General features: G+C 68.8%; 16 protein-coding genes and 1 tRNA gene. 9 read left to right on the forward strand and 8 right to left on the reverse strand.

Annotation, left to right across the window (positions count from 1 at the left end):
* Positions 1 to 8 precede the first annotated feature (8 nt).
* A complete protein-coding gene (locus ACXVUM_RS01615; RefSeq protein WP_458520139.1) occupies positions 9 to 734 on the reverse strand; it encodes a glycoside hydrolase family 25 protein in 726 nt (241 codons plus the stop codon).
* A 61-nt stretch (positions 735 to 795) separates the two neighbouring features.
* Between ACXVUM_RS01615 and ACXVUM_RS01620 the strand changes: the two genes are divergently transcribed.
* Positions 796 to 1,392, forward strand: coding sequence for a class I SAM-dependent methyltransferase (locus ACXVUM_RS01620; protein ID WP_458520140.1), 597 nt, complete (start codon positions 796 to 798; stop codon positions 1,390 to 1,392).
* Between the two features lie 66 nt (positions 1,393 to 1,458).
* Here the strand turns inward: ACXVUM_RS01620 and ACXVUM_RS01625 are convergent, their stop codons facing one another.
* The 4 genes from ACXVUM_RS01625 to ACXVUM_RS01640 all read right to left on the reverse strand — a co-directional run bounded on the left by ACXVUM_RS01625 (position 1,459) and on the right by ACXVUM_RS01640 (position 7,597).
* The gene (locus ACXVUM_RS01625; protein WP_458520141.1) at positions 1,459 to 2,850 is read right to left on the reverse strand and encodes an alpha/beta hydrolase; all 1,392 of its coding nucleotides are present in this window, start codon (positions 2,848 to 2,850) and stop codon (positions 1,459 to 1,461) included.
* 51 nt (positions 2,851 to 2,901) lie between these two features.
* On the reverse strand, positions 2,902 to 5,277 hold the full coding sequence (locus ACXVUM_RS01630; RefSeq protein WP_458520142.1) for an enoyl-CoA hydratase-related protein: 2,376 nt from the start codon (positions 5,275 to 5,277) through the stop codon (positions 2,902 to 2,904).
* A 95-nt stretch (positions 5,278 to 5,372) separates the two neighbouring features.
* A complete protein-coding gene (locus ACXVUM_RS01635) occupies positions 5,373 to 6,470 on the reverse strand; it encodes a hypothetical protein (protein WP_458520143.1) in 1,098 nt (365 codons plus the stop codon).
* A complete protein-coding gene (locus ACXVUM_RS01640) occupies positions 6,467 to 7,597 on the reverse strand; it encodes a phosphotransferase family protein (RefSeq protein ID WP_458520144.1) in 1,131 nt (376 codons plus the stop codon). Before ACXVUM_RS01640 ends, ACXVUM_RS01635 begins: the two co-directional genes overlap by 4 nt.
* A 41-nt stretch (positions 7,598 to 7,638) precedes the next feature.
* On the opposite strand from ACXVUM_RS01640, the gene ACXVUM_RS01645 reads away from it, so the two are divergent.
* The 7 genes from ACXVUM_RS01645 to ACXVUM_RS01675 all read left to right on the forward strand — a co-directional run bounded on the left by ACXVUM_RS01645 (position 7,639) and on the right by ACXVUM_RS01675 (position 13,090).
* Positions 7,639 to 8,298: a TetR/AcrR family transcriptional regulator gene (locus ACXVUM_RS01645; protein WP_458520145.1), complete on the forward strand. Its 660-nt coding sequence runs from the start codon at positions 7,639 to 7,641 to the stop codon at positions 8,296 to 8,298.
* Between the two features lie 9 nt (positions 8,299 to 8,307).
* Entirely contained in the window at positions 8,308 to 9,735 is a 1,428-nt protein-coding gene (locus tag ACXVUM_RS01650) for an amino acid permease (RefSeq protein WP_458520146.1), read from the forward strand.
* Positions 9,732 to 10,607 (forward strand): universal stress protein, encoded by an 876-nt coding sequence (locus ACXVUM_RS01655; protein ID WP_458520147.1) that lies wholly within the window; start codon positions 9,732 to 9,734, stop codon positions 10,605 to 10,607. The genes ACXVUM_RS01650 and ACXVUM_RS01655 overlap by 4 nt, the downstream gene beginning before the upstream one ends.
* A 3-nt stretch (positions 10,608 to 10,610) precedes the next feature.
* The gene (locus tag ACXVUM_RS01660; RefSeq protein ID WP_458520148.1) at positions 10,611 to 11,219 is read left to right on the forward strand and encodes a Type 1 glutamine amidotransferase-like domain-containing protein; all 609 of its coding nucleotides are present in this window, start codon (positions 10,611 to 10,613) and stop codon (positions 11,217 to 11,219) included.
* A gap of 121 nt (positions 11,220 to 11,340) precedes the next feature.
* Entirely contained in the window at positions 11,341 to 11,967 is a 627-nt protein-coding gene (locus ACXVUM_RS01665) for a class I SAM-dependent methyltransferase (protein WP_458520149.1), read from the forward strand.
* A gap of 25 nt (positions 11,968 to 11,992) precedes the next feature.
* Positions 11,993 to 12,496 carry an O-acetyl-ADP-ribose deacetylase gene (locus ACXVUM_RS01670; protein ID WP_458520150.1) on the forward strand — a complete coding sequence of 168 codons (504 nt, stop codon included), beginning with the start codon at positions 11,993 to 11,995 and terminating at the stop codon, positions 12,494 to 12,496.
* A gap of 189 nt (positions 12,497 to 12,685) precedes the next feature.
* On the forward strand, positions 12,686 to 13,090 hold the full coding sequence (locus ACXVUM_RS01675) for a VOC family protein (protein WP_458520151.1): 405 nt from the start codon (positions 12,686 to 12,688) through the stop codon (positions 13,088 to 13,090).
* Here ACXVUM_RS01675 and ACXVUM_RS01680 read toward each other — a convergent pair.
* Entirely contained in the window at positions 13,059 to 14,009 is a 951-nt protein-coding gene (locus ACXVUM_RS01680) for a DMT family transporter (protein WP_458520152.1), read from the reverse strand. The two genes, ACXVUM_RS01675 and ACXVUM_RS01680, sit on opposite strands and share 32 nt — an antisense overlap.
* Before the next feature lie 237 nt (positions 14,010 to 14,246).
* Here ACXVUM_RS01680 and ACXVUM_RS01685 point away from each other — a divergent pair, with 237 nt between their 5' ends.
* On the forward strand, positions 14,247 to 15,911 hold the full coding sequence (locus tag ACXVUM_RS01685; RefSeq protein WP_458520153.1) for an APC family permease: 1,665 nt from the start codon (positions 14,247 to 14,249) through the stop codon (positions 15,909 to 15,911).
* Positions 15,912 to 16,052: 141 nt separating this feature from the next.
* Here the strand turns inward: ACXVUM_RS01685 and ACXVUM_RS01690 are convergent.
* Together ACXVUM_RS01690 and ACXVUM_RS01695 are read right to left on the reverse strand one after the other, a co-directional pair.
* Positions 16,053 to 16,129, reverse strand: a tRNA-Met gene (locus ACXVUM_RS01690).
* A 61-nt stretch (positions 16,130 to 16,190) separates the two neighbouring features.
* Entirely contained in the window at positions 16,191 to 19,220 is a 3,030-nt protein-coding gene (locus tag ACXVUM_RS01695; protein ID WP_458520154.1) for a UPF0182 family protein, read from the reverse strand.
* Between the last annotated feature and the right edge of the window lie 9 nt (positions 19,221 to 19,229).

The following is a 19,229-nucleotide window of genomic DNA, read 5'->3' on the forward strand; positions in this document are numbered from 1 at the left end:
AACGTACGTCACATCCGCGCGAACGGACCCAGCGGACCCTGCGCCCCGCTGTAGGAGTTCTTGTCGACGCGGCCGGGCACGCCCGGGATCGCCGCCGAGTCGGTGAACTGCCAGAAGGTCCACGACTGCCATCCGCCGGGCAGCGGTCCGGGTGCCGAGCGGCCGTTGTAGTCGGCGATCCACAGTGGATACCGCGTGAACTGCGACGTGTTGGCCATCGCGGTCCGCCAGAACGTCGGATAGGTGTAGATGATCGGGGTGCGCCCGGTCAGCAGCGACACCGTGTCCAGGTACTGCTGCGTCCAGGCGATCAGGGCACCGGGGGCCAGACCGCCGGTGGTCTCGAGGTCGAGTACGGGCGGCAGGTCGCCCCACCCGTTCTGACCGAGGGTGACCGCGGCGAAGAACGCCGCCTGCGGGGCGGCGGGCAGGGAGGGGTCCGCGTAGTGGTACGTCCCGCGGGCCAGCCCGGCCAGGCGCATGCCGATCGAGTCGGGGACGAACCACGGGTTGACGTACGACAGGCCCTCGGTGGCCTTCACCATCGCGAAGTCCTGCCCGGACTGCTTCACCGCGAACCAGTTGACCAGCGCGTTGTTCGGGTGCTGCCACGATGAGACGTCGGGACCCGTGTCCGCCTGGGCCGGGCTGCACGACAGACCGATCGCGGCGGCCGCGGTCACGGTCAGGATGGCGACACGCCGGATGGGTCGTTGACAGCGACGCATGAGCATGAAAGTGACACTAGGGGCTGACGAGCGTCGCGGTACAGGTGTTACGGACTATTCACAGGAGATGCACGTGACAGATCAGTCACCGTGGGACCAGGGTTACTGGGACGACAAGTACGCCGACGCCGACCGCGTCTGGAGCGGGGACCCCAACGGGACCCTCGTCGACGAGGCGTCATCCCTGACGCCCGGCAGGGCACTCGACCTCGGGTGCGGAGAAGGGGACGACGCCCGGTGGCTGGCCGCTCGAGGGTGGTCGGTGACCGCCGTCGACATCTCCCAGGTCGCCATCGACCGGGCGCGCGAGCTGCACAGCGCAGACGGGATCACCTGGCTGCGGTCGGACATCGTCGCCGACGGCGTGCCGACCGGGCCGTTCGATCTGGTGTCGATGATGTACTTCCCGATCCAGAAGTCGACCGGGGGCGCCGCGGTGGCCGCGGTGATCGACTCCGTCGCACCGGGTGGCGTGCTGCTGGTGGTGGGCCACGAGACCTATCCCGTCGACGACATCCACCTGCCGGGTGACATCGCGGCGCTCCTCGACCCCGACGCGTGGGAGCTCGTGACGAACGAGACGCGCGCGCGACGGCACACCGGCGAGGGTGGCGGCGGACATCACACGCACGACGTCGTCGTCCTCGCCCGTCGGCGCGGCTGACGATCCCGCCCCGTCACCTCACCGGTCCGGGCGGCCGGAACCGACTGGCCGGCCGCCGGACCCGCGTCAGCGCGCGGGCGTCGTGGTGGTGGTGGCGACCGAGGAGTCCGACGGATCGGCGCTCTGCGACGGGTCGACCGACGACGGTGCCGACGACTCGCTCTCCGACGACACGTCCGGGCTCACCGGCGCCGAGACCGCCACGGACCCCGGGACGGTGGTCGTCGTGGTGCTCGTCGACGGCGTGGTGGTCGTCGTCGTCGCCGGGGTCGAGGCCTCGGAGGACGGCGTCGCCGACGTCGACGTCGGGGCCTTCGACGACGAAGCGGTCGACGACGCGGACCCGATCTGCGCGGCCGGCAGGACGGTCGTCTTCTGGGTGACCGGCGGCGACGAACGCAGCGCGTTCAACACCGTCTCGCGTCCCTCGCCGAGGCCGCGGCCCCAGTTCTCCCAGTCGTGACCGCCGTAGTTCGGCAGCGAGACCACGGACACACCCTGCTGGGCGGCCTGCAGTTGGAACAACACCGTCGACACCGCGGCCAACGCCTCCAGCAGGATCGCCGAGACCTGGTCCTGCGGCGCGAGCTTCGCCATCTCACTGGGGCTGAGGAAGGCGTTGCCGGACGAGACGACCAGGACCTGCCCGTTCTGCTTCAGCTTGGCGAGGTTCTTCGACGCGTCGTTCTCCTGCCACTGCGCACTGCCGGGCGGACCCCACATGTTGACGATGCCGTTGGTGTAGTTCGAGACCATGGTCTGGGTGGCGAAGACGCCGAGCGCGCCGAGCGGGTTGTCGGTCTGGTAGTAGCCCGACATCGCCTGGACCACCTTGAACTGCTCGGGGTGCTTCTCGGCGAGGGTGACGGCCGGTCCGGCCGACATCGACAGGCCGACGATGGCGTTGTTCGACGGCGACACACCGAACTGCTGCTGCAGGTAGGCGGGCAGCTCGGAGGTCAGGAACGTCTCCTGCTTGATGGGGACGTTGTTCGCCCCGGCGCCACCGTTCCAGTCGGTGTAGAACGACGACGCGCCGCCGGCCGGCATGACCAGCGTGGTGTCGGTGGAGCCGTCATAGACCTTCGCCGCCTGCACGTCGGTCGTCCAGGCGGAGCGGTCGTCGCGCGCACGCATGCCGTCGAGGAGGTAGACCCCCTGCGTGCTGCCGTTGGAGGCACGGATCTGGACGATCACGAACTTGTTCTGCGACGGCGACCAGACCTTGCAGTTCTGCACGAAGTTGCCCGACGAGTCCCAGGTGCACCCCTGCCGCAGCACCTCGGGGTGTCCCACGAGGGCCTGCGCGGTGTTCTGCGCGGAGAAGTACGCGGTGGCGACGAACACACCGAGCGCGAGCACCGCCGCGATGGCGATGGCCCGTAGGACCCGCGTCCGTGGACCGGTCGGTGATTCGAGCACGGTCCACTGCGGTGATCCCGGGAGGGCAGACGGCATGGGTGTTCCCTTCGACGACTCCCCCGTGAGTCGCCGGGCCCCGCCGTTTCGTTACGTGTTCGTCCAGACCGGTTTCTCGCCGTCCCACACCGCGGTGGTCCCGACGAGGAGGTCCTGCGAGAACGTCATCGCGTCGACCGCATCGCAGGCACGGCGTGTCGCGGTGACGACGTCCGGCGTGTCGGCGAGTTCGCGGCGCATCCGCAGTGACTGTCGGACCGCGAACGGGGCGTTCGTGACGACGGCCTCCGCGAGTTCCCGGGCGGCGGCGAGCAGCTCACCGGCGTCGACGACCCGGTTGACCAGCCCGCACCGCTGCGCCTCGGCGGCGTCGAGGACGCGGGACGCCATGCTCATCTCCGCCGCGACGCGCTCGCCGACGACGATCGGCAGGCGCACCAGTCCCCCGTCCTGGGCGACGAGTCCGGTCGAGACGTGGTCCAGGGCGAAGGTGGCGTCGCGACTCGCGACGACCAGATGACACGCCAGGACCATCTCCAGTCCACCGTCGTGCGCCGCACCGGACACCGCGGCGATGACCGGCTTGTCCAGATCGGTGCGGGCCGTCAGGCCGGCGAAACCAGTCGGCGGTGTGACCGCGGTGTTGCCCCAGCCGATCTCGGCACGGTCGGCGCCTCGGCAGAAGTCCGGTGCGCGCGAGTGGACGATCGCCACCCAGAGGTCCCGGTCGGCGAGGAACGCGGCGACGATCTCGTCGAGCTCCTGGTGCGCCGTCTGGCCGAGGGTGTCGTCGAGCAGTTCGATCTCGCAGACGTGGCCCGCGCGGCGCACGCGCGCGGACGCGAAGGACCGTTGCAACGACGGGGCCTGCACAGGGTGCAGACGATCCATCGCCGCACGGGAGACGGCGATCCGGTTCGTCGGGTGGACGTGCCGCGCGTACACGGTGGAGCCGATCGGGTCGTCGGTGCCGTCGGTGCCGAGCAGGCGGTCCATGAGGGCGGTGTCGTCGTCGCAGACGGTGGCGATGAACCTGCGGTCCTGTCGGTCCCGGCACACGCAGATGCCGGTCCTCGCACCCCGGGCCCCGTGGTGCACCGTCGAGGCCTCGATGGTCGCGGCGCCGTGGGCGTATCGCACCGTCGGCACCCCCGGTTCGGCGTCGAGCGCGGCCTGGATGTCGTCGCACTCGTCGGCGATCCACGGGGTCGGCGTCGTGGAGTAGACACCGACCGAGTACTTGCTGAGCTGGCCGCCGTTCGCCCCGACGAGACCCAGGGCTCCCGGCTCCTGCCGGACACGCCGCACGACCCCGGCGACGGCGTGCATCGCGTAATTGCTCCCGGCCCCACCGAAATAGGGCAGGCCGCCGGTCACGGTCAGGCCGCGCGGGTCGTCGGCGGCGATGTCGAACGCGTCGGTGACCGTCCAGACCGCGACCGGGAAGCAGCTGTAGAGGTCCATCACCGCGATGTCGTCCATCTCGACCCCGGCCACCTGCAGGGCGTGGCGGACGGCGGCGACCGTCGCCGGGCTGCGCGAGAGATCGGGCCGTTCGAGCAGCGGGCGCTCGCGCAGGTCGGCGTGACCGCGCAGGAACACCCACCGCGACGGGTCGATCCCGAGCCGCCGCGCGGCGCCGATCGAGGTGATGACGCAGGCCGCACCCTGGTTGATCTGGTCGCGGGCGACGAGGAACCGCAGATAGGGGTCGGCCACGGGGCGGTTGCGATCGGTCTCGGTGACGAGCTCGTCGACGCTGCGCGCGGTGGGCGCCGCACTGTGCGGATTACTTTCCGCCACAACGCTCATTGGGGCGAAGAGTTCCGCCATGGCACGACGGTGGGTCGTCCTGTCGAGGCCGAGTCGGTGACGCCGGGCGTTCTCCAGCATCCCGTACTGCGCCGGCGCGTTGGTGAGGCCGTGCAGCACGTTCTCTCGGGTGTTCACCAGGTGGGTGCCGCGGCCACGGTCGTCGGTGGGGCCGGCGTCGACGACCTCGGAGAAGTCGGGGACGTCCCCGGCGGCCCCGGCACCGCGGCTGAAGTGTCGCGTCGTCGAGGTGACGTCGGCGCCGAACACGACCCCGGTCTCGGACGCTCCGGAGGCGATGCGGTCGCACATCTCGGTGATGAGGCTCTGCGGCGTCTGGCCGCCGAGCGCCTCGTAGACGACGCGTGCCGGCTCGGCGCCGACGCGACGCAGCACCGCCCAGGGGTAGTCGGTGGGGGCGCCGAGCGGGGTCCCGAATCCCATCGCCTCGAACGACCGTGTCATGGCCGCCGTGTCGACCGCGGCCGCGACGGCGTCGGGGTCCGCGCCGGTGTCGGCCAGGGCGGCACGCAGCGCGTCGGCGGCCATCTGCGCCTCGGACCGTGCGCGGTAGTCGGGATCGTCGATGCGCTCGGATGCCTCCCCCACACCGACCAGGACGGGGGTGCACGGGTCGAGATCGTCGCTGGTCATCGATTCATGATCGACAGAAAATAGAACACGTGTCAATTCTTGCCGGTGTCGGTGACAGGCGCAGGCGACGTCGCCGCCCGGATACGCGGTCTCGATCAGACCCAGCCGGAGAACCCCGACGGGTCGTGACGTCCGAGACAGGCGTGTTCGAACATCCCGACGCCGCGGTGGGTGCGCCCGGCCTCGGTCCAGGTGACAGCAGGGACGTGATCGGACACCCCGAACGGGATGCGCCCTGCGACAGCGGGATCGGTGAGGTCGTAGCTCACACGCTCGACGAACCGCTCGCCACACCACTTCCCGTGCACCCAGTCCGGGTCACCGCCGTATCCGCCCCCGATGTGCAGCGCGGTGGCCAGCAGCGAGGTGATCTCGATGCGGATCTCCCCCGACGCCGATCGCGTCGTCACCACGGCCGATTCGGGTATGCGCGCGCCGTCGCGGTAGGTGATCGCGATCTCGGGGCTGCGGAGTTGTTCGCGCCGACCGTCGGGCCAGATCCGGACCGCGTCGTCGAGGGTGCGGGTGCCGTCGGGGTCCTCCTGCACGACCATCACGACCCCGAAGTCGTCGAAGGCCAGCGGGAGGTACATCCACCACATACCCTCGAACGGCGGGTCCGACGGCCGGCCCGCCGGCTCGGCCTCCCCGATCGGCCGGATACCCCACGACCGATCGCGGGTACCGATCCAGGAGGTGCCGTCGAACTCGATGCGCTCGCCGTCGATCTCGAGACCGCCGATCCACGTGCCGACCTGCGCGAAGCGCTGCGCGTCGAGGGTGGTGCGGCTCCCGGCCCGCAGGATGTGGCGGGGCTCCTCCACGACGTCGAAGGTCCCGGTGAACGTGGCGTCGAGCGCCATGCCCTCGGTCGGGTCCAGGCGCAGGCGCACCGACCGGAGCGGCTCCACGACGTCGAGCGTGAACGATCCGACGCCCTGACGGAGTCGGTTGTGCTGGAACACATCCGAGACGTGGACCGCGGTCTGCTGGTCACCGCGGTGCACCAGTACGAACGCGTCGGTCACGCCGAGGACCGGGTAGTACCCCAGCCCCATCACGACGAAGACGTCGCCCGACGAGTCGTGGGCGTTGAAGTAGCACCGGTCGTAGAAGTTGCGATCCGTCGTGGCCGGGAGTGCGATCGGTAGCGGGGTCTGGTGGACCGGGTACTCGTCGACGGGGCCGATCACGATGCATCCCCCAGCAGGTCGTCGATGAGGGGGTTGTGGAGCAGGTTCTCCTCGACGTCGGCCCCGACGGGCAGTTCACCGAAGCGGATCCGACGGGCGGTGACCCGCATGAGGATGGCCGACCACGCGACCCCGCACCAGACGTGGAACCAGCGCAGATCCCCCACCCGGACACCCGTCGCCTCCTCGTAGGTGGCCACGACGTCGGCCTCGACGAGCGTGTCGGGCAGCCCGGGCAGGCCCATCGACTCGGTGATCGACTGGAAGACGCGGTGCGCGAACACGATCCACGCGAGGTCGAGCTCACGGGGACCGAGTGCGGCCATCTCCCAGTCGAGGACACCGACGGGGGTGAAGTCCCGGTAGATGACGTTGCCGATCCGGGCGTCACCCCAGCAGAGCACGGGGTCGGCCGCCGCCACCTCGGCGGGGATGTTCGCGTGGAGCCAGCGCAGGGCCCGATCGGCACGGGCAGACGGCCCCACCTCGTCGCGTGCGAACGAGTACCACTCGTCGAGCCATGACAGCTGTCGGTGCAGCGCCGTCTCACCCGGCGTGCGGCGGTCGAGGAAACCGAAGACGCCGGCCGCGTCGGGGATCGAGTGCAGGGCGGCGATGACCCGCACCGTCGCGCTCTGCGCCTGCGCCCGCTGTTCCGGTGGTGCGTCGGCGAACCAGTTGTCGCCGAACGTGTACGGCAGTACATCGGGCGGGATCACGCCGTCGATGTGGTCCATCACCAGGAACGGGACACCGAGCACGGACCCCGTCGGCTCGATGCCGCGCACCGTCGGCACCGGGACGGAGGTGAGCTCCCCCACCAGTCGCATCGCCTCGTACTGGTGGTCCAGGCGGTACTCGGTGAACACGGGCACGTCCTGCGCGGTCGGCGCGAGTCGCATGACGAGACGCTCCGGTGTCGACGACTCCGGCCATGTGCAGCTCATCGCCACGGTCTCCGACGACTGGCCGTTGGCCTCGATCGCGTCGGACAGTCTCACCGTCGGCGTCCCCCTGCCGGGTTCCTGCTCGGCGAGCCAGCCGGCGACCACCGCCGGCAGGGCGTCGAGATCCCGACTCGAGTGCTGCAGGGAGGTGATGTCGGGTGGGGTCCCGGTGTCGGACATGGGCGCCTGCTCTCGATCGTTACGCTACCGTGGGTAGCGTTATGAGAGCACAGTCACCGCCGACTCCGGGCCGGAACGGCACACGTGGCCGGCCCCGCGACGCCGCGATCGACGAATCGGTCCTGGCGGCGACCCGCGACCTGCTCGTCGACGGCGGATACGCCGCGGTGACCATGAACGCCGTCGCCCGCCGCGCGGGGACCACGAAGACCGCGCTCTACCGACGATGGGCGTCGAAGACCGAACTGGTCCACGAGGCCGTGCTGCCCACCGGTCTCGACGGGATCGCGATCCTCGACGAGGATCCGCGCGTCGCGATCGGCCAGATGCTGCGGTGGACGCGCGACCACTTCACCGGGCCGGCGATGCGGGCCGCACTCCCGGGCATCGTCGCCGACCTCCGGGGCGATCCGACCCTCGCCGCGCGCATCCTCGACCGCTTCGCGCCCACCTTCGCCGTGCTCGACGAGCACCTCGACGCGGCACGGCGCCGCGGGGCCATCGCCCCGGTCGCCACGTCGATGGCGGTCTCACAACTGATCGGCGGCGCGGTCGTCGTGGCGGTCCTGATCGACCCGCGTGCGGAACTCGACGACGCCTGGTTGGCGGCGACGACGACGCTCATCACCGCCGGGGTCTGCCCCGGGGACGCCGCGGAGATCGACGCCGAGCGGCCCACGCGGAGGAAGTCGGACATCTAGAGTCCACCCATGACGTCGTCGATCGGCTCGCAGGTCCTGCGTCGCAAGCCTGTCACCGGTCCGGTCGAATCCGAGGCCGGCGGCCAGGGACTCACCCGCAGCATCAGCACGTTCCAGCTGACGATGTTCGGCGTCGGGTCGACCATCGGTACCGGCATCTTCTTCGTCATGGCGCAAGCGGTTCCGGAAGCCGGTCCGGCGGTGATCCTCTCGTTCGTCGTCGCGGGCGTCGCCGCGGGACTCGCCGCCCTCTGCTATGCCGAGATGGCCTCCACCGTGCCGGTGTCCGGCTCGACGTACTCGTACGCCTACGCGACCCTCGGCGAGCTCGTCGCGATGGGCGTCGCAGCCTGTCTGCTGCTCGAGTACGGCGTGTCCACGGCGGCCGTGTCGGTGGGATGGTCGGGATATCTCAACGAACTGCTGACCAACGTCCTGCACGTCCGCCTGCCCGACGCGATCATCGCCGGCCCCTTCGACCCGGACCCCGGCGTGCTGAACCTGCCCGCGGTGGTGCTGGTGGCGATGTGCGCCCTCCTGCTGATCCGGGGTGCGAGCGAGTCGGCCCGAGCGAACGCGATCATGGTGGTCATCAAGATCGCCGTGCTCGGCATGTTCGTCGCCGTCGCACTCAGCGCCTTCGACTCCGGCAACTTCTCCGACTTCCTCCCGTTCGGCGTCCACGGGATCAGCGTCGCCGCGGGCACGATCTTCTTCTCGTTCATCGGCCTCGACGCGATCTCCACCGCCGGCGACGAGGTGAAGGACCCGCAGCGCGCGATGCCCCGTGCGCTCATCGCCGCGCTGCTCGTGGTGATCACCGCCTATGTCCTCGTCGCGGTCTCTGCCATCGGGGCCCAGCCCTGGCAGGATTTCGCGTCCCAGACCGAGGCCGGCCTGTCGACGATCCTGCAGAAGGTCACCGGCAACCTGTGGCCGGCGACGATCCTCGCTGCGGGCGCGGTCATCTCGATCTTCTCGGTGACGCTGGTGACCATGTACGGGCAGACGCGGATCCTGTTCGCGATGGCGCGGGACGGCATGCTCCCGCGGTGGTTCGCGCGGGTCAGCCCCCGCACCCAGACACCCGTCAACAACACTCTCGTCGTCGCGGTGGTGGTGGGACTGCTCGCCGCGTTCGTCCCGCTGGACAAGCTCGCGGACATGGTCTCGATCGGCACCCTCACCGCGTTCATCGTCGTGTCCCTCGGTGTGATCGTCCTGCGGCGGACACGACCCGACCTCCCGCGGGCGTTCCGGGTCCCGGGGTATCCGGTGACGCCGGTGCTGGCCATCGCGGCCTGCATCTACGTCCTGTCGGGGTTGCACTGGTACACGTGGCTGTGGTTCGCGCTCTGGGTCGGCGTGGTGATCGGGTTCTATCTCGTGTGGGGCCGCCATCACAGCCTGCTCGGCGGGGAGAAGGCCCGTCCGTGACCGTCGTCGTCGGCTACCACCCCGACCGCGGCGGCCCCGACGCACTCGCGCTCGCGGCGGCGGTGACACACATGCTCGGCCAGCGTCTCGTGGTGGCCACCGTCATCCCCACACCCTGGACGACGCCGTCGATGGCGCGGGTAGACGCGGAATTCGAGCAGTGGTCCCGCGGGCTCGCCGACGGCGCCGCCCGCAGCGCGGCCGACGCCTTGACCGCGTTGCCGTCGCCGGCCGAGGTCGAATACCGTGCAGTGCACCACAAATCGGTGTCGGGTGGGCTGATGCAGGCCGTCACCGACACCTCCGCCCACACGCTGGTCCTCGGCCCGGCCGACGGGCCCGAGGGCGAGGTGTCCCTGGGATCGACCGGGGGCCGCCTGCTGCACTCGTCGTCGGTCGCGACGGCGATCAGCCCGCGCGGATACGCCGGACGCGGGTCGGAACCGACACGGATCACCTGCGCCTACGCCGGGACGCCGGAGTCCCTGGCGGCCGTCCGTGCCGCCGTCGCGCTCGCCGAGCGACTCGGGGTCGGTCTGCGCGTCGTCACCTTCGCGGTGCGCGGCCGCACCATGTACCCACCCGAGGTGGGGCTGCACGCCGAGGATGCTGTGCTCGCGGCGCTCACCGAGCAGTCACACGCCGCGCTCGAATCGCTGCGCACCGACGGTGTCGTCGGGCCCGACGTCACCACCGCCGTCGTCACGGGCGGATCGTGGCGCGAGGCGCTCGCGGCGGCCGACCTGTCCCCCACCGAGCCACTCGTCGTCGGCACCTCACCGCGCGGCCAGATCCGACGCGTCTTCCTCGGATCCCGCGCGGCGAAGATCGTGCGGTCCAGCCCGGTCCCCGTGTTCGTCCTCCCGGGCTGAGCCGTGCGCCTGTTCCTCGCCTCCCTGGGCTTCGGCGACCACCCCGACCGGCTCGTCGATGTGGTCGGTCCGCGGGCGCGTGTCGGAGTCGTGGTGAACGCCGTCGACGACCGACCGGGAGATCGTGGACCGGCCACCGAGGTGGAGTCCGATGAGATGCGCCGTCTCGGACTGCGACCGGTCCCCGTCGACGTCCGCGAACCCCACGACGTCGCGCGTCTCGACGATCTCGACGCCCTGTGGGTGCGCGGCGGGAACACGTTCGTGCTGCGCGCCGCGCTCGCGGTGTGCGCCGCCGACGTGGCGATCGTGGAACGGGTGCGCGCCGGGTCACTCACCTGGGCCGGCTACAGCGCCGGCGCCGCGGTCCTCTCCCCGGATCTGACCTACGTGGCCGACGTCGACGACCCGGCAGCAGCCGGTCCGGCCCCGATCGTCACCGGATTGGGTCTCGTCGACCGGCCCGTGGTCCCCCACGTCGACGGCACCTACGACGAGGCACTTCGCTGCGCATCCCTCAGCGCCCGACTCACCCGCGAGGGCGTGGAGCACCACCGGATCGGTGATCGTGACGCCCTGATCGTCGTCGACGGGGCGATGTCCCGGGCGTGAATTCACGCGACGAATTCAAGCGAATTTATTGTTAACTGTAGAAATTACCGGTATATTCGCGGGCATCGGCCAGCGATGCCAGTACGTGGGGTCACGCTGAATTCGACCGAAAGGCGAGGCTGTGAGCACTAGCTATGCGTCTTATACCCGTTCGGACAGTGAGCGTTGGAATTACAACACGCACTATTATCGATTGTTCGACGAATTACGAGACCGCCAATTCCACAGCGCCCTGGACGTCGGGTGCGGCGAGGGAATGCTCACACGAAGAATGCGCGAGTTCATCCCACGCGTGGTCGGGATCGACCCCGACGAGACCAGCATCGCGGCGGCGCGTGATCAGTGCTGCGACGTCGAGTACCGGTGCGTCGACGTCCTGGAGGACGACCTGCGGGGCGAGACGTTCGACGCCGTCGCCTCGGTGGCCGCACTGCACCACATGCCCGCGGCGCGGGGGCTGCGCCGCCTCGCCGGCCTCGTCCGCCCGGGCGGGACGCTGGTGGTCGTCGGATGCGCGGCGAGCAACCGCTGGTGGGAGAAGCCGGTCGACGCGGTGTCGTTCGCCGGTGGTGCCGTGATGGCCGCGACCCACCCGCTGTGGGATCACGCCGCGCCGACCGTGTGGCCACCCCCGGTGACCTACACCCAGATGCGGCGACTGGCACGAACGATGCTGCCCGGGGCGCGGTTCCGTCGTCATCTGCTGTTCCGGTACTCGATCGTGTGGGACCGTCCCCTCGACGGGTGACGGCCGCGACCGCGACACTGGGGTGATGACCGAGATCGAGGTGCTCATCGGCGACATCACGACCCTGGAGGTCGACGCCGTGGTGAACGCGGCGAACACCCGGATGCGGGGTGGCGGTGGCGTCGACGGTGCCATCCACCGCGCGGGCGGGCCTGCGGTCCTCGAGGACTGCATCGCGCGGTTCCCGAACGGCCTGGCGACCGGGGACGCCGGGTGGACCACCGCCGGGGACATGCCCGCGCGCTGGATCATCCACACGGTCGGACCGAACCACGCTGCCGGGCAGCGTGACCGATCGCTGCTGACGTCGTGTTACCGACGCTGCCTCGAGGTGGCCGACGAGCTCGGTGTCGGGTCGATCGCCTTCCCGCTCATCAGCGCCGGCGTCTACGGGTGGCCGAAGGAGGACGCGATCGCCGCGGCGGTCGAGACGATCGCCGCCACCTCGTCGCAGGTGTCCCGCGCGATCCTCGTCGCATTCGACGACACCACGGGCCGGCAGATCCGAGACGCTCTCGACGACCGCTGATCCTGGCGTCGTCGCCTGCATCCTGCGGATTTCGCCCGCGTTCTGCAGCGTTCGCCATCACGACCCGGATTCGCCCGCCCCACGACGCGGGCGAACCCGCCACATCGTGGCGAAACGGATCCGCGGCAACGATGTCGGTACTGGTTCTCACGCCCGATTCGTGAGGAATGCGGAGCCTAGGATGAGTCGATGCGCGCACTGCCGTTCCTCACCTTCCAGCCCGCTCCCCCGCAGCGTGGGGCCGCCGCCGCGATGGCCGCCTACGTCGAGATCTTCGGCGGGCGCGTGATCTCCGACCGACGGCGCACCGCCGACGAGCCCGGCGGCGAGGACACCGTGTTCCTCGCCGAGTTCGAGATCGCCGGCATGCGGGTCCGGTGCAGCGACTCGGCGATCGCGCACGCCTGGGATCTCACTCCCAGTGTGTCCTTCTGGGTCGACTGCGACTCCGCCGACGACCAGCGCCGCATCTTCTCCGCCCTCGCCGAGGGCGGTCAGGAGTTCATGCCGCTCGGCGACTACGGCTTCGGACCGTTCGGCTGGGTGCAGGATCGCTTCGGCGTCAGCTGGCAGCTCGGCGTGGCGTCAGCCTGAGGACACGGTTGGCGACCGCGACGCCGACGACCACCAGTGCCGCGCCGCACATCTGGAGGACGCTGGGGTGCTCGCCCAGGACGACAGCGGCGAGCGCGAGCGCCAACACCGGCTGGATCAGCAGGAGACCGGCCGTGGTGGTGGTCGGGAGCCGGACCGACGCGTGCTGGATGAACAACCAGGCCACCACCTGGCCGAGGACGGCCAGGATCACCAGCAGTGCCCACGACGTCGGCGTGATCGTCCCGAACGCCAGGCCGCCGGTGACCGTCGACGCCGCAGCCGCGGTGATCGCTGCCACCACCGTCGCGACGGTCAACGGTTGGACGAGCAGGTTCTTCTGTCCTCGGCTCCCTCGCCGCGCCAGATAGAGATATGTGCCGTATCCGATCCCGGCCAGCAGGCCGAGCAAGGTTCCCTGCACTACCTTGTCACCCACGGTGTTCGCAGAACCGATCCCGCCGACGAGCACGACGCCGCCGAGCAGGACGGGCGCCGCGGCCACGAACCGACGGGGCACGGTCTCGCGGTCGATCACGAGGGCCAGGAGCGGCAGGACGATCACCTGGACGTTGATCAACACGGTGCTGATGCCGGCCCCGACGTCGTAGATCGACGCCGTCCAGGCCGAATAGTCCACGCCGAGAGCGACTCCGGCGCCGCCCGCCCACAGCCATCCGCGCCTCGTCAACGAACTCTGTCGCCGCTTCTCCCACCACGCCAGCGGGACCAACACGACGGCGGCGAGCGCGCACCGGAGGAAGGCAGTGGTGGGCGCCTCGACCCCGGCGACCTTCACGAGGATCGCCGAGACCGACAGGCAGAGCGCACCGGCCAGAACCGACCCGACCAATCGGGACCGGCCGGCGTCCGGGACCGCCGCGACCGCGATCGCAGACGTGGTCGACGGGATGCTCATCGGGACCACGCTAGAACGTCGTTCCGACAATCCACCTCCGCGGACCGCTTTCTGGCACATCCGCGTGACCACGAACCACTGCCCGACGTATCCGATATGACCGTTTAGTGTTGCAAAACGATGTAGTTTCCGGCCCTCTCGGCCGATTCTCCGACGTCGGCCTCGTACGTTCGACGAACCTCCCGCGTCCGGTCGTCGAGCGCGGGCGTGCGAGACCGCGAAGCGAGGAGGATGACGATGACAACCGTCGCCGAGAAGGGAGCGGACGCGTCCGAGGACGGCCCGCTCCGGAGACACATCGGCCGCACCGGTCTGCTGTTCGCGGGTGTCGGCTCCATCATCGGGTCGGGCTGGCTGTTCGGGGCGATGAACGCGGCCAAGACAGCGGGCCCGGCCGCGATCATCTCGTGGGCGCTCGGCGGAGTGATGATCCTGATCATCGGCCTCTGTTACGCCGAGCTGGGCGCGATGTTCCCGCTGTCGGGCGGCGTTGTCCGTTTCCCGCACATCGCTTTCGGGTCCTTCGCGAGCTATCTGACCGGATGGATCACCTGGATCGCCTGTGCATCCGTGGCACCCATCGAGGTGGAGGCGGCGCTGCAGTACGGGACGAAGTACGCGGCGTTCACGTCCAAGCACACCGTCGACGGTGACACGGTCCACACCCTGACCGGGCTCGGTTACGGTGCCGCCGTGATCGGCATGGCGATCTTCGTCGTCATCAACTACTACGGCATCAGGTGGTTCGCGAAGGTGAACAACGTCCTGGTGTGGTGGAAACTGGCGATGATCGTGCTGGTGATCGTCACGTTCGTCGTCACTCAGTTCAACAGCGACAACTTCACCTCGCAGGGTTTCACGCCCGACGGATGGCACGGGGTTTTCACGGCTGTCGCGACGTCGGGAATCGTTTTCTCCTACCTCGGTTTTCGTCAGGGGATCGAGCTCGCCGGCGAGTCCGACAACCCCAGGCGCAACGTCCCGTTCGCGGTCATCGCATCCGTAATGCTGACCGTGGTCATCTACGTCCTCTTGCAGGTCGCGTTCATCGGATCGTTGGATCCGGCCACCATCGCGAACGGATGGGGCAACGTCAGTTTCACCGACGACTTCGGCCCGCTCGCCGCGATCGCGTCGATCCTGGGACTGGGGTGGTTGGCGACGCTGCTGTACATCGACGCCGTCGTCTCCCCCGCCGACACCGGCCTCATCTACACCACGGTCACCGCGCGGATCTCGTACGCGATGGCCAAGAACGAGAACGCCCCGGCGGCGCTGGGCAAGACCACCAGTCGAGGGGTGCCCTTGATCAGCTTGTTCCTCGCCTTCGTCGTCGGACTGATCCTGTTCCTCCCCTTCCCTAGTTGGCAGCAGCTCGTCGGGTTCATCACGTCGGCGACAGTGCTGTCGTTCGCCGCAGGCCCGCTCGCCGTCGTCACGTTCCGCAAGCAGATTCCGGGTCAGGAACGACCGTTCCGGCTGAAAGGCGTTCTGGTGATCGCGCTTCTGGCGTTCTGGTCGGCAAACCTGATCGTCTACTGGACCGGCTGGGCGACCAACGAGAAGCTGTTCATCGCAGTACTGCTCGGCCTGGTGCTGCTGGCGATCATGGTGTCGGTCAACGCTGCTCGTGGGAGGCAGACGGAATGGGACTGGAGGGGCGCCGTCTGGTACGTCCCCTGGTTGGGCGGTCTCGCGCTGATCTCCTGGTTCGGTGACTACGGCGGGGGCCTGGGGATACTGCATTTCGACACCGCGTTCCCGGTGACGTTCGTGTTCAGCGCCGTCATCTTCGCACTGGCGTGGTGGGTGAAGCTGCCCACGGACAAGGTCGAGCACTACATCGAACAGTCGCGCAGAGAAGCGTCGGCCGAGGAGAAGGAACTCAGCTCCGGCGTCTGACGTCGGAGGTCTCACGGTGGGTTCCACGACGAGGTAGTAGAGAACTCGCCCAGTCGTGGTGGCGATCACGCGTCCGCGGGATCGCCACCACGGTGGGAGAACGAAAGAACCGCGGCCCCTGGGGGACCGCGGTTCTCTCAGTGGTAGCGGGGACAGGATTTGAACCTGCGACCTCTGGGTTATGAGCCCAGCGAGCTACCGAGCTGCTCCACCCCGCGTTGGTGAACACAACGTTACACACGCGGGGTGGCGCACTGCAAATCGCGCCGCGACCTGCAGTTACTTCGGCAGCGACTCGTACTGCTGCACTGCCTGCTTCAGGCGATCGAGCGCCTGTCCGTAGGCCGCGAAGTTGCCCGAGGTCTGCGCCGACTGCAGGGCATCGAGCGCCGAGTTCAGCTGGGCGACCGCAGCATCCCGGTTCGCCGGCGCCTGCGCCGACGAGCTGGGCGGCGGCGTCGGGGTCGACGGTGCCGTCGTCGGCACCTGCCCCTGCTGCGCCGGCTGCTGTTGCTGCTGTTGCTGATCACCGGACGACTGCTGCCCGTTCGGGTTGCTGTCCGGCTCCGCTGCCGCGGCCGGGCTGATACCCGCCTGCTGCAACGCCTCGGCGATCGTCGGCGCATAGCCGATGCTCGGCGGGTCGACGTCGGAACTGCGATACCGCACGATCACACGGAACAGCCGCGGGAACGTGGCGTCGGAGTTCTTCGCCTGGGCGTAGAGCGGGACCACGTTCAGCAACCCGTTCTGACCCACCGGCAACGTCAGCAGGTTGCCGAACCGGGTAGTCGCGGTGTTCTCCAGGTTCTTCAAGTCCGCGTTGACCTGACCGAACGTCGACATCGCCGAGAACGCCAGGCGCGGACCCTCACGGGTCGGGTTGCTCGGCACCTCGCGAATCGTCATCTGCCCGTAGTTGTCCGGGTCCGACGACACCGTCAGGTACGAGGCGAGGAAGTCCCGGTTCAGAGTGTTCATCACACTCGTCAACTGGAAGGTCGCGTCGTTCTCACGACGCGGATCCGACGCGACGAAGTAGTACGGGGGCTGATCCAGGCCCTGGTCGAGTGCGTTGGAATCCGTGGGGTCGGCCGGGATCGACCAGAACGAGTTGCCCTGGAAGAACGTCCCCGGATCGCTCACGTGGTACTTCGCGAGCAGCGACCGCTGGATCTTGAACAGGTCCTCGGGGTAGCGGACGTGCTCCCGCAGGCTGGTGTTCGCGTCGAACTCCGACCGCGGCTTGACCGTTCCCGGGAACACCTTCATCCACGTCTTGAGGACCGGGTCCTTGTCGTCGAATTGGTAGAGCGTCACCTTGCCGGTGTAGGCGTCGACGGTGGCCTTGACCGAGTTGCGGACATAGGCGACCTGACGGTTCACCTGGCTCCGCCCCGTCTGCCCCTGGTTCAGCTCCTGCGCGTCGGTCGTCGCGTCCTGCAGCGACGTCTTCTGTGCATACGGGTAGTTGTCGAGGGTGGTGTACCCGTCCACGATCCACTTGATCGACCCGTCCGCCATCACCGCGGGGTACGTCTTCGAGTCGACGGTCAGCCAGGGCGCCGCCTTCTTCACGCGGTCCCGCGGATCCCGGTTGTAGATGATCTTGGAGTTCGAGTTGATCGCGCCGGACAGCAGGATGTTCCGCTCGGTGTACTTGATGGCGTACGCCAACCGGTTGAACACGTTCCCCAGGGACACACCGGCATCGCCGGAGTAGGTGTACTTGCTGGTCGGGGTGTCGTACTCGGTCTGCTGGCCGTTGGCCGACCCGACGATCGCGTAATCGGGGTTGACCTTCGAGATCAGCTCGCCGAAGTAGATGCGCGGCTGCTTGACCTTGATCGGCGCGTTCTGCTGGTAGCCGGGCGTGTTGATGCTCTGGATGTCACTGACGTCGAAGTCGGGCTGTCCACCGTTGTTGACGTCGGTGCCGGACGAGGCGGGCTCGTTCACCCGGTTCGCCGGCGCGGCGACGAAACCGTTGCCGTGCGTGTAGACGGTGTGCTTGTTGATCCAGTTCTGCTGGTTCGCCGCGAACCGGCTCGGGTCGAGCTCACGCACCGACACGATGTAGTCCCGCAGCTGGTTGTCGACGCGGTAGCGGTCGATCGCGAGCTGCGTCGGGAAGCCGTAGAAGTTCTGCTGCTGCTGCAACTGCGTGAACGCCTGGGACACGATGTTCGGGTCGAGCAGGCGGATGTTGGAGATGGTCGCCGAGTCGTTGTCGACGTTCTGCTGGTTGACCGGTCCCCCCGTCCAGTTCTCCTGGTAGGTGACCCGATCGTCGCCGATCTGATAGGCCGCGCGTGTGGCGTCGATGTTGCGTTGGATGAACTCCGATTCCTTCTGCGCGGCGTTCGGCTTGACCGAGAACTGCTCCATCACCGCCGGCCACCCGACGCCGATCACCAACGCCGACAACAACATCAGAGCGGTCGCGAGCGCCGGGACGCGCAGATCACGCAGCACGATCCCCGCGAAGAACGCCGCCGCACAGATCACGGCGATCGCCATCAGGATCAGCTTGGCCGGCAGCACGGCGTTGATGTCGGTGTAGCTGGCGCCGGTGAAGATCTCCTGCTTGCGGGTGCTGGAGAGCAACGAGTAGCGGTCGAACCAGTAGGCGACCGCCTTCAGCAGCAGGAAGAGTCCCGCGATGACGGCGAGCTGGATGCGGGCGGCGCGGGTCAGCGCGCCGTTGCGTCCGGCGAGGTGGATGCCGCCGAAGATGTAGTGCGTCACCAGGCTCGCCAGGAACGTGATGACGAGGATGACGAACAGGAAGTTCAGGACGAACCGGTAGAACGGCAGATCGAATGCGTAGAACGAGTTGTCCAGGTGGAACTGGGGATCCTTCACCCCGAACGACTGCCCGTTGAGGTACACCTGCACCGTCGCCCACGAGCCTTGCGCGACCAGCCCCGCCAGCAACCCGACGAGCACCGACGGCAGGATCGCGAACCACCGGATCCGCCCCATCACCACCGCGCGGTATCGCGCGATCGGGTCACCGGGTCCGGACGTCGGCACGAACACCGGCCGCGACCGGTACGCCAGTGCCAGACTCGCGAACACGATCCCGCCCGCGATGAGTGCGGTCACCAGGAACAGGACGACACGCGTCCAGATGATGGTGGAGAAGACGCTGCCGTAGCCGAGGTCGTCGAACCACAGGAGATCGGTGTAGAGCCCCACGAATCGTGGCCCGACCAGCAGGATCACGAGGATCGCGACGGCGACACCGATCAGGATCTTGCTCCGCTTGGACAGTGTCGGCATCCCTGCCGGACCCCGTACGCCCACTTGTCACGC

It is taken from the genome of Williamsia sp. SKLECPSW1 (assembly GCF_054332755.1).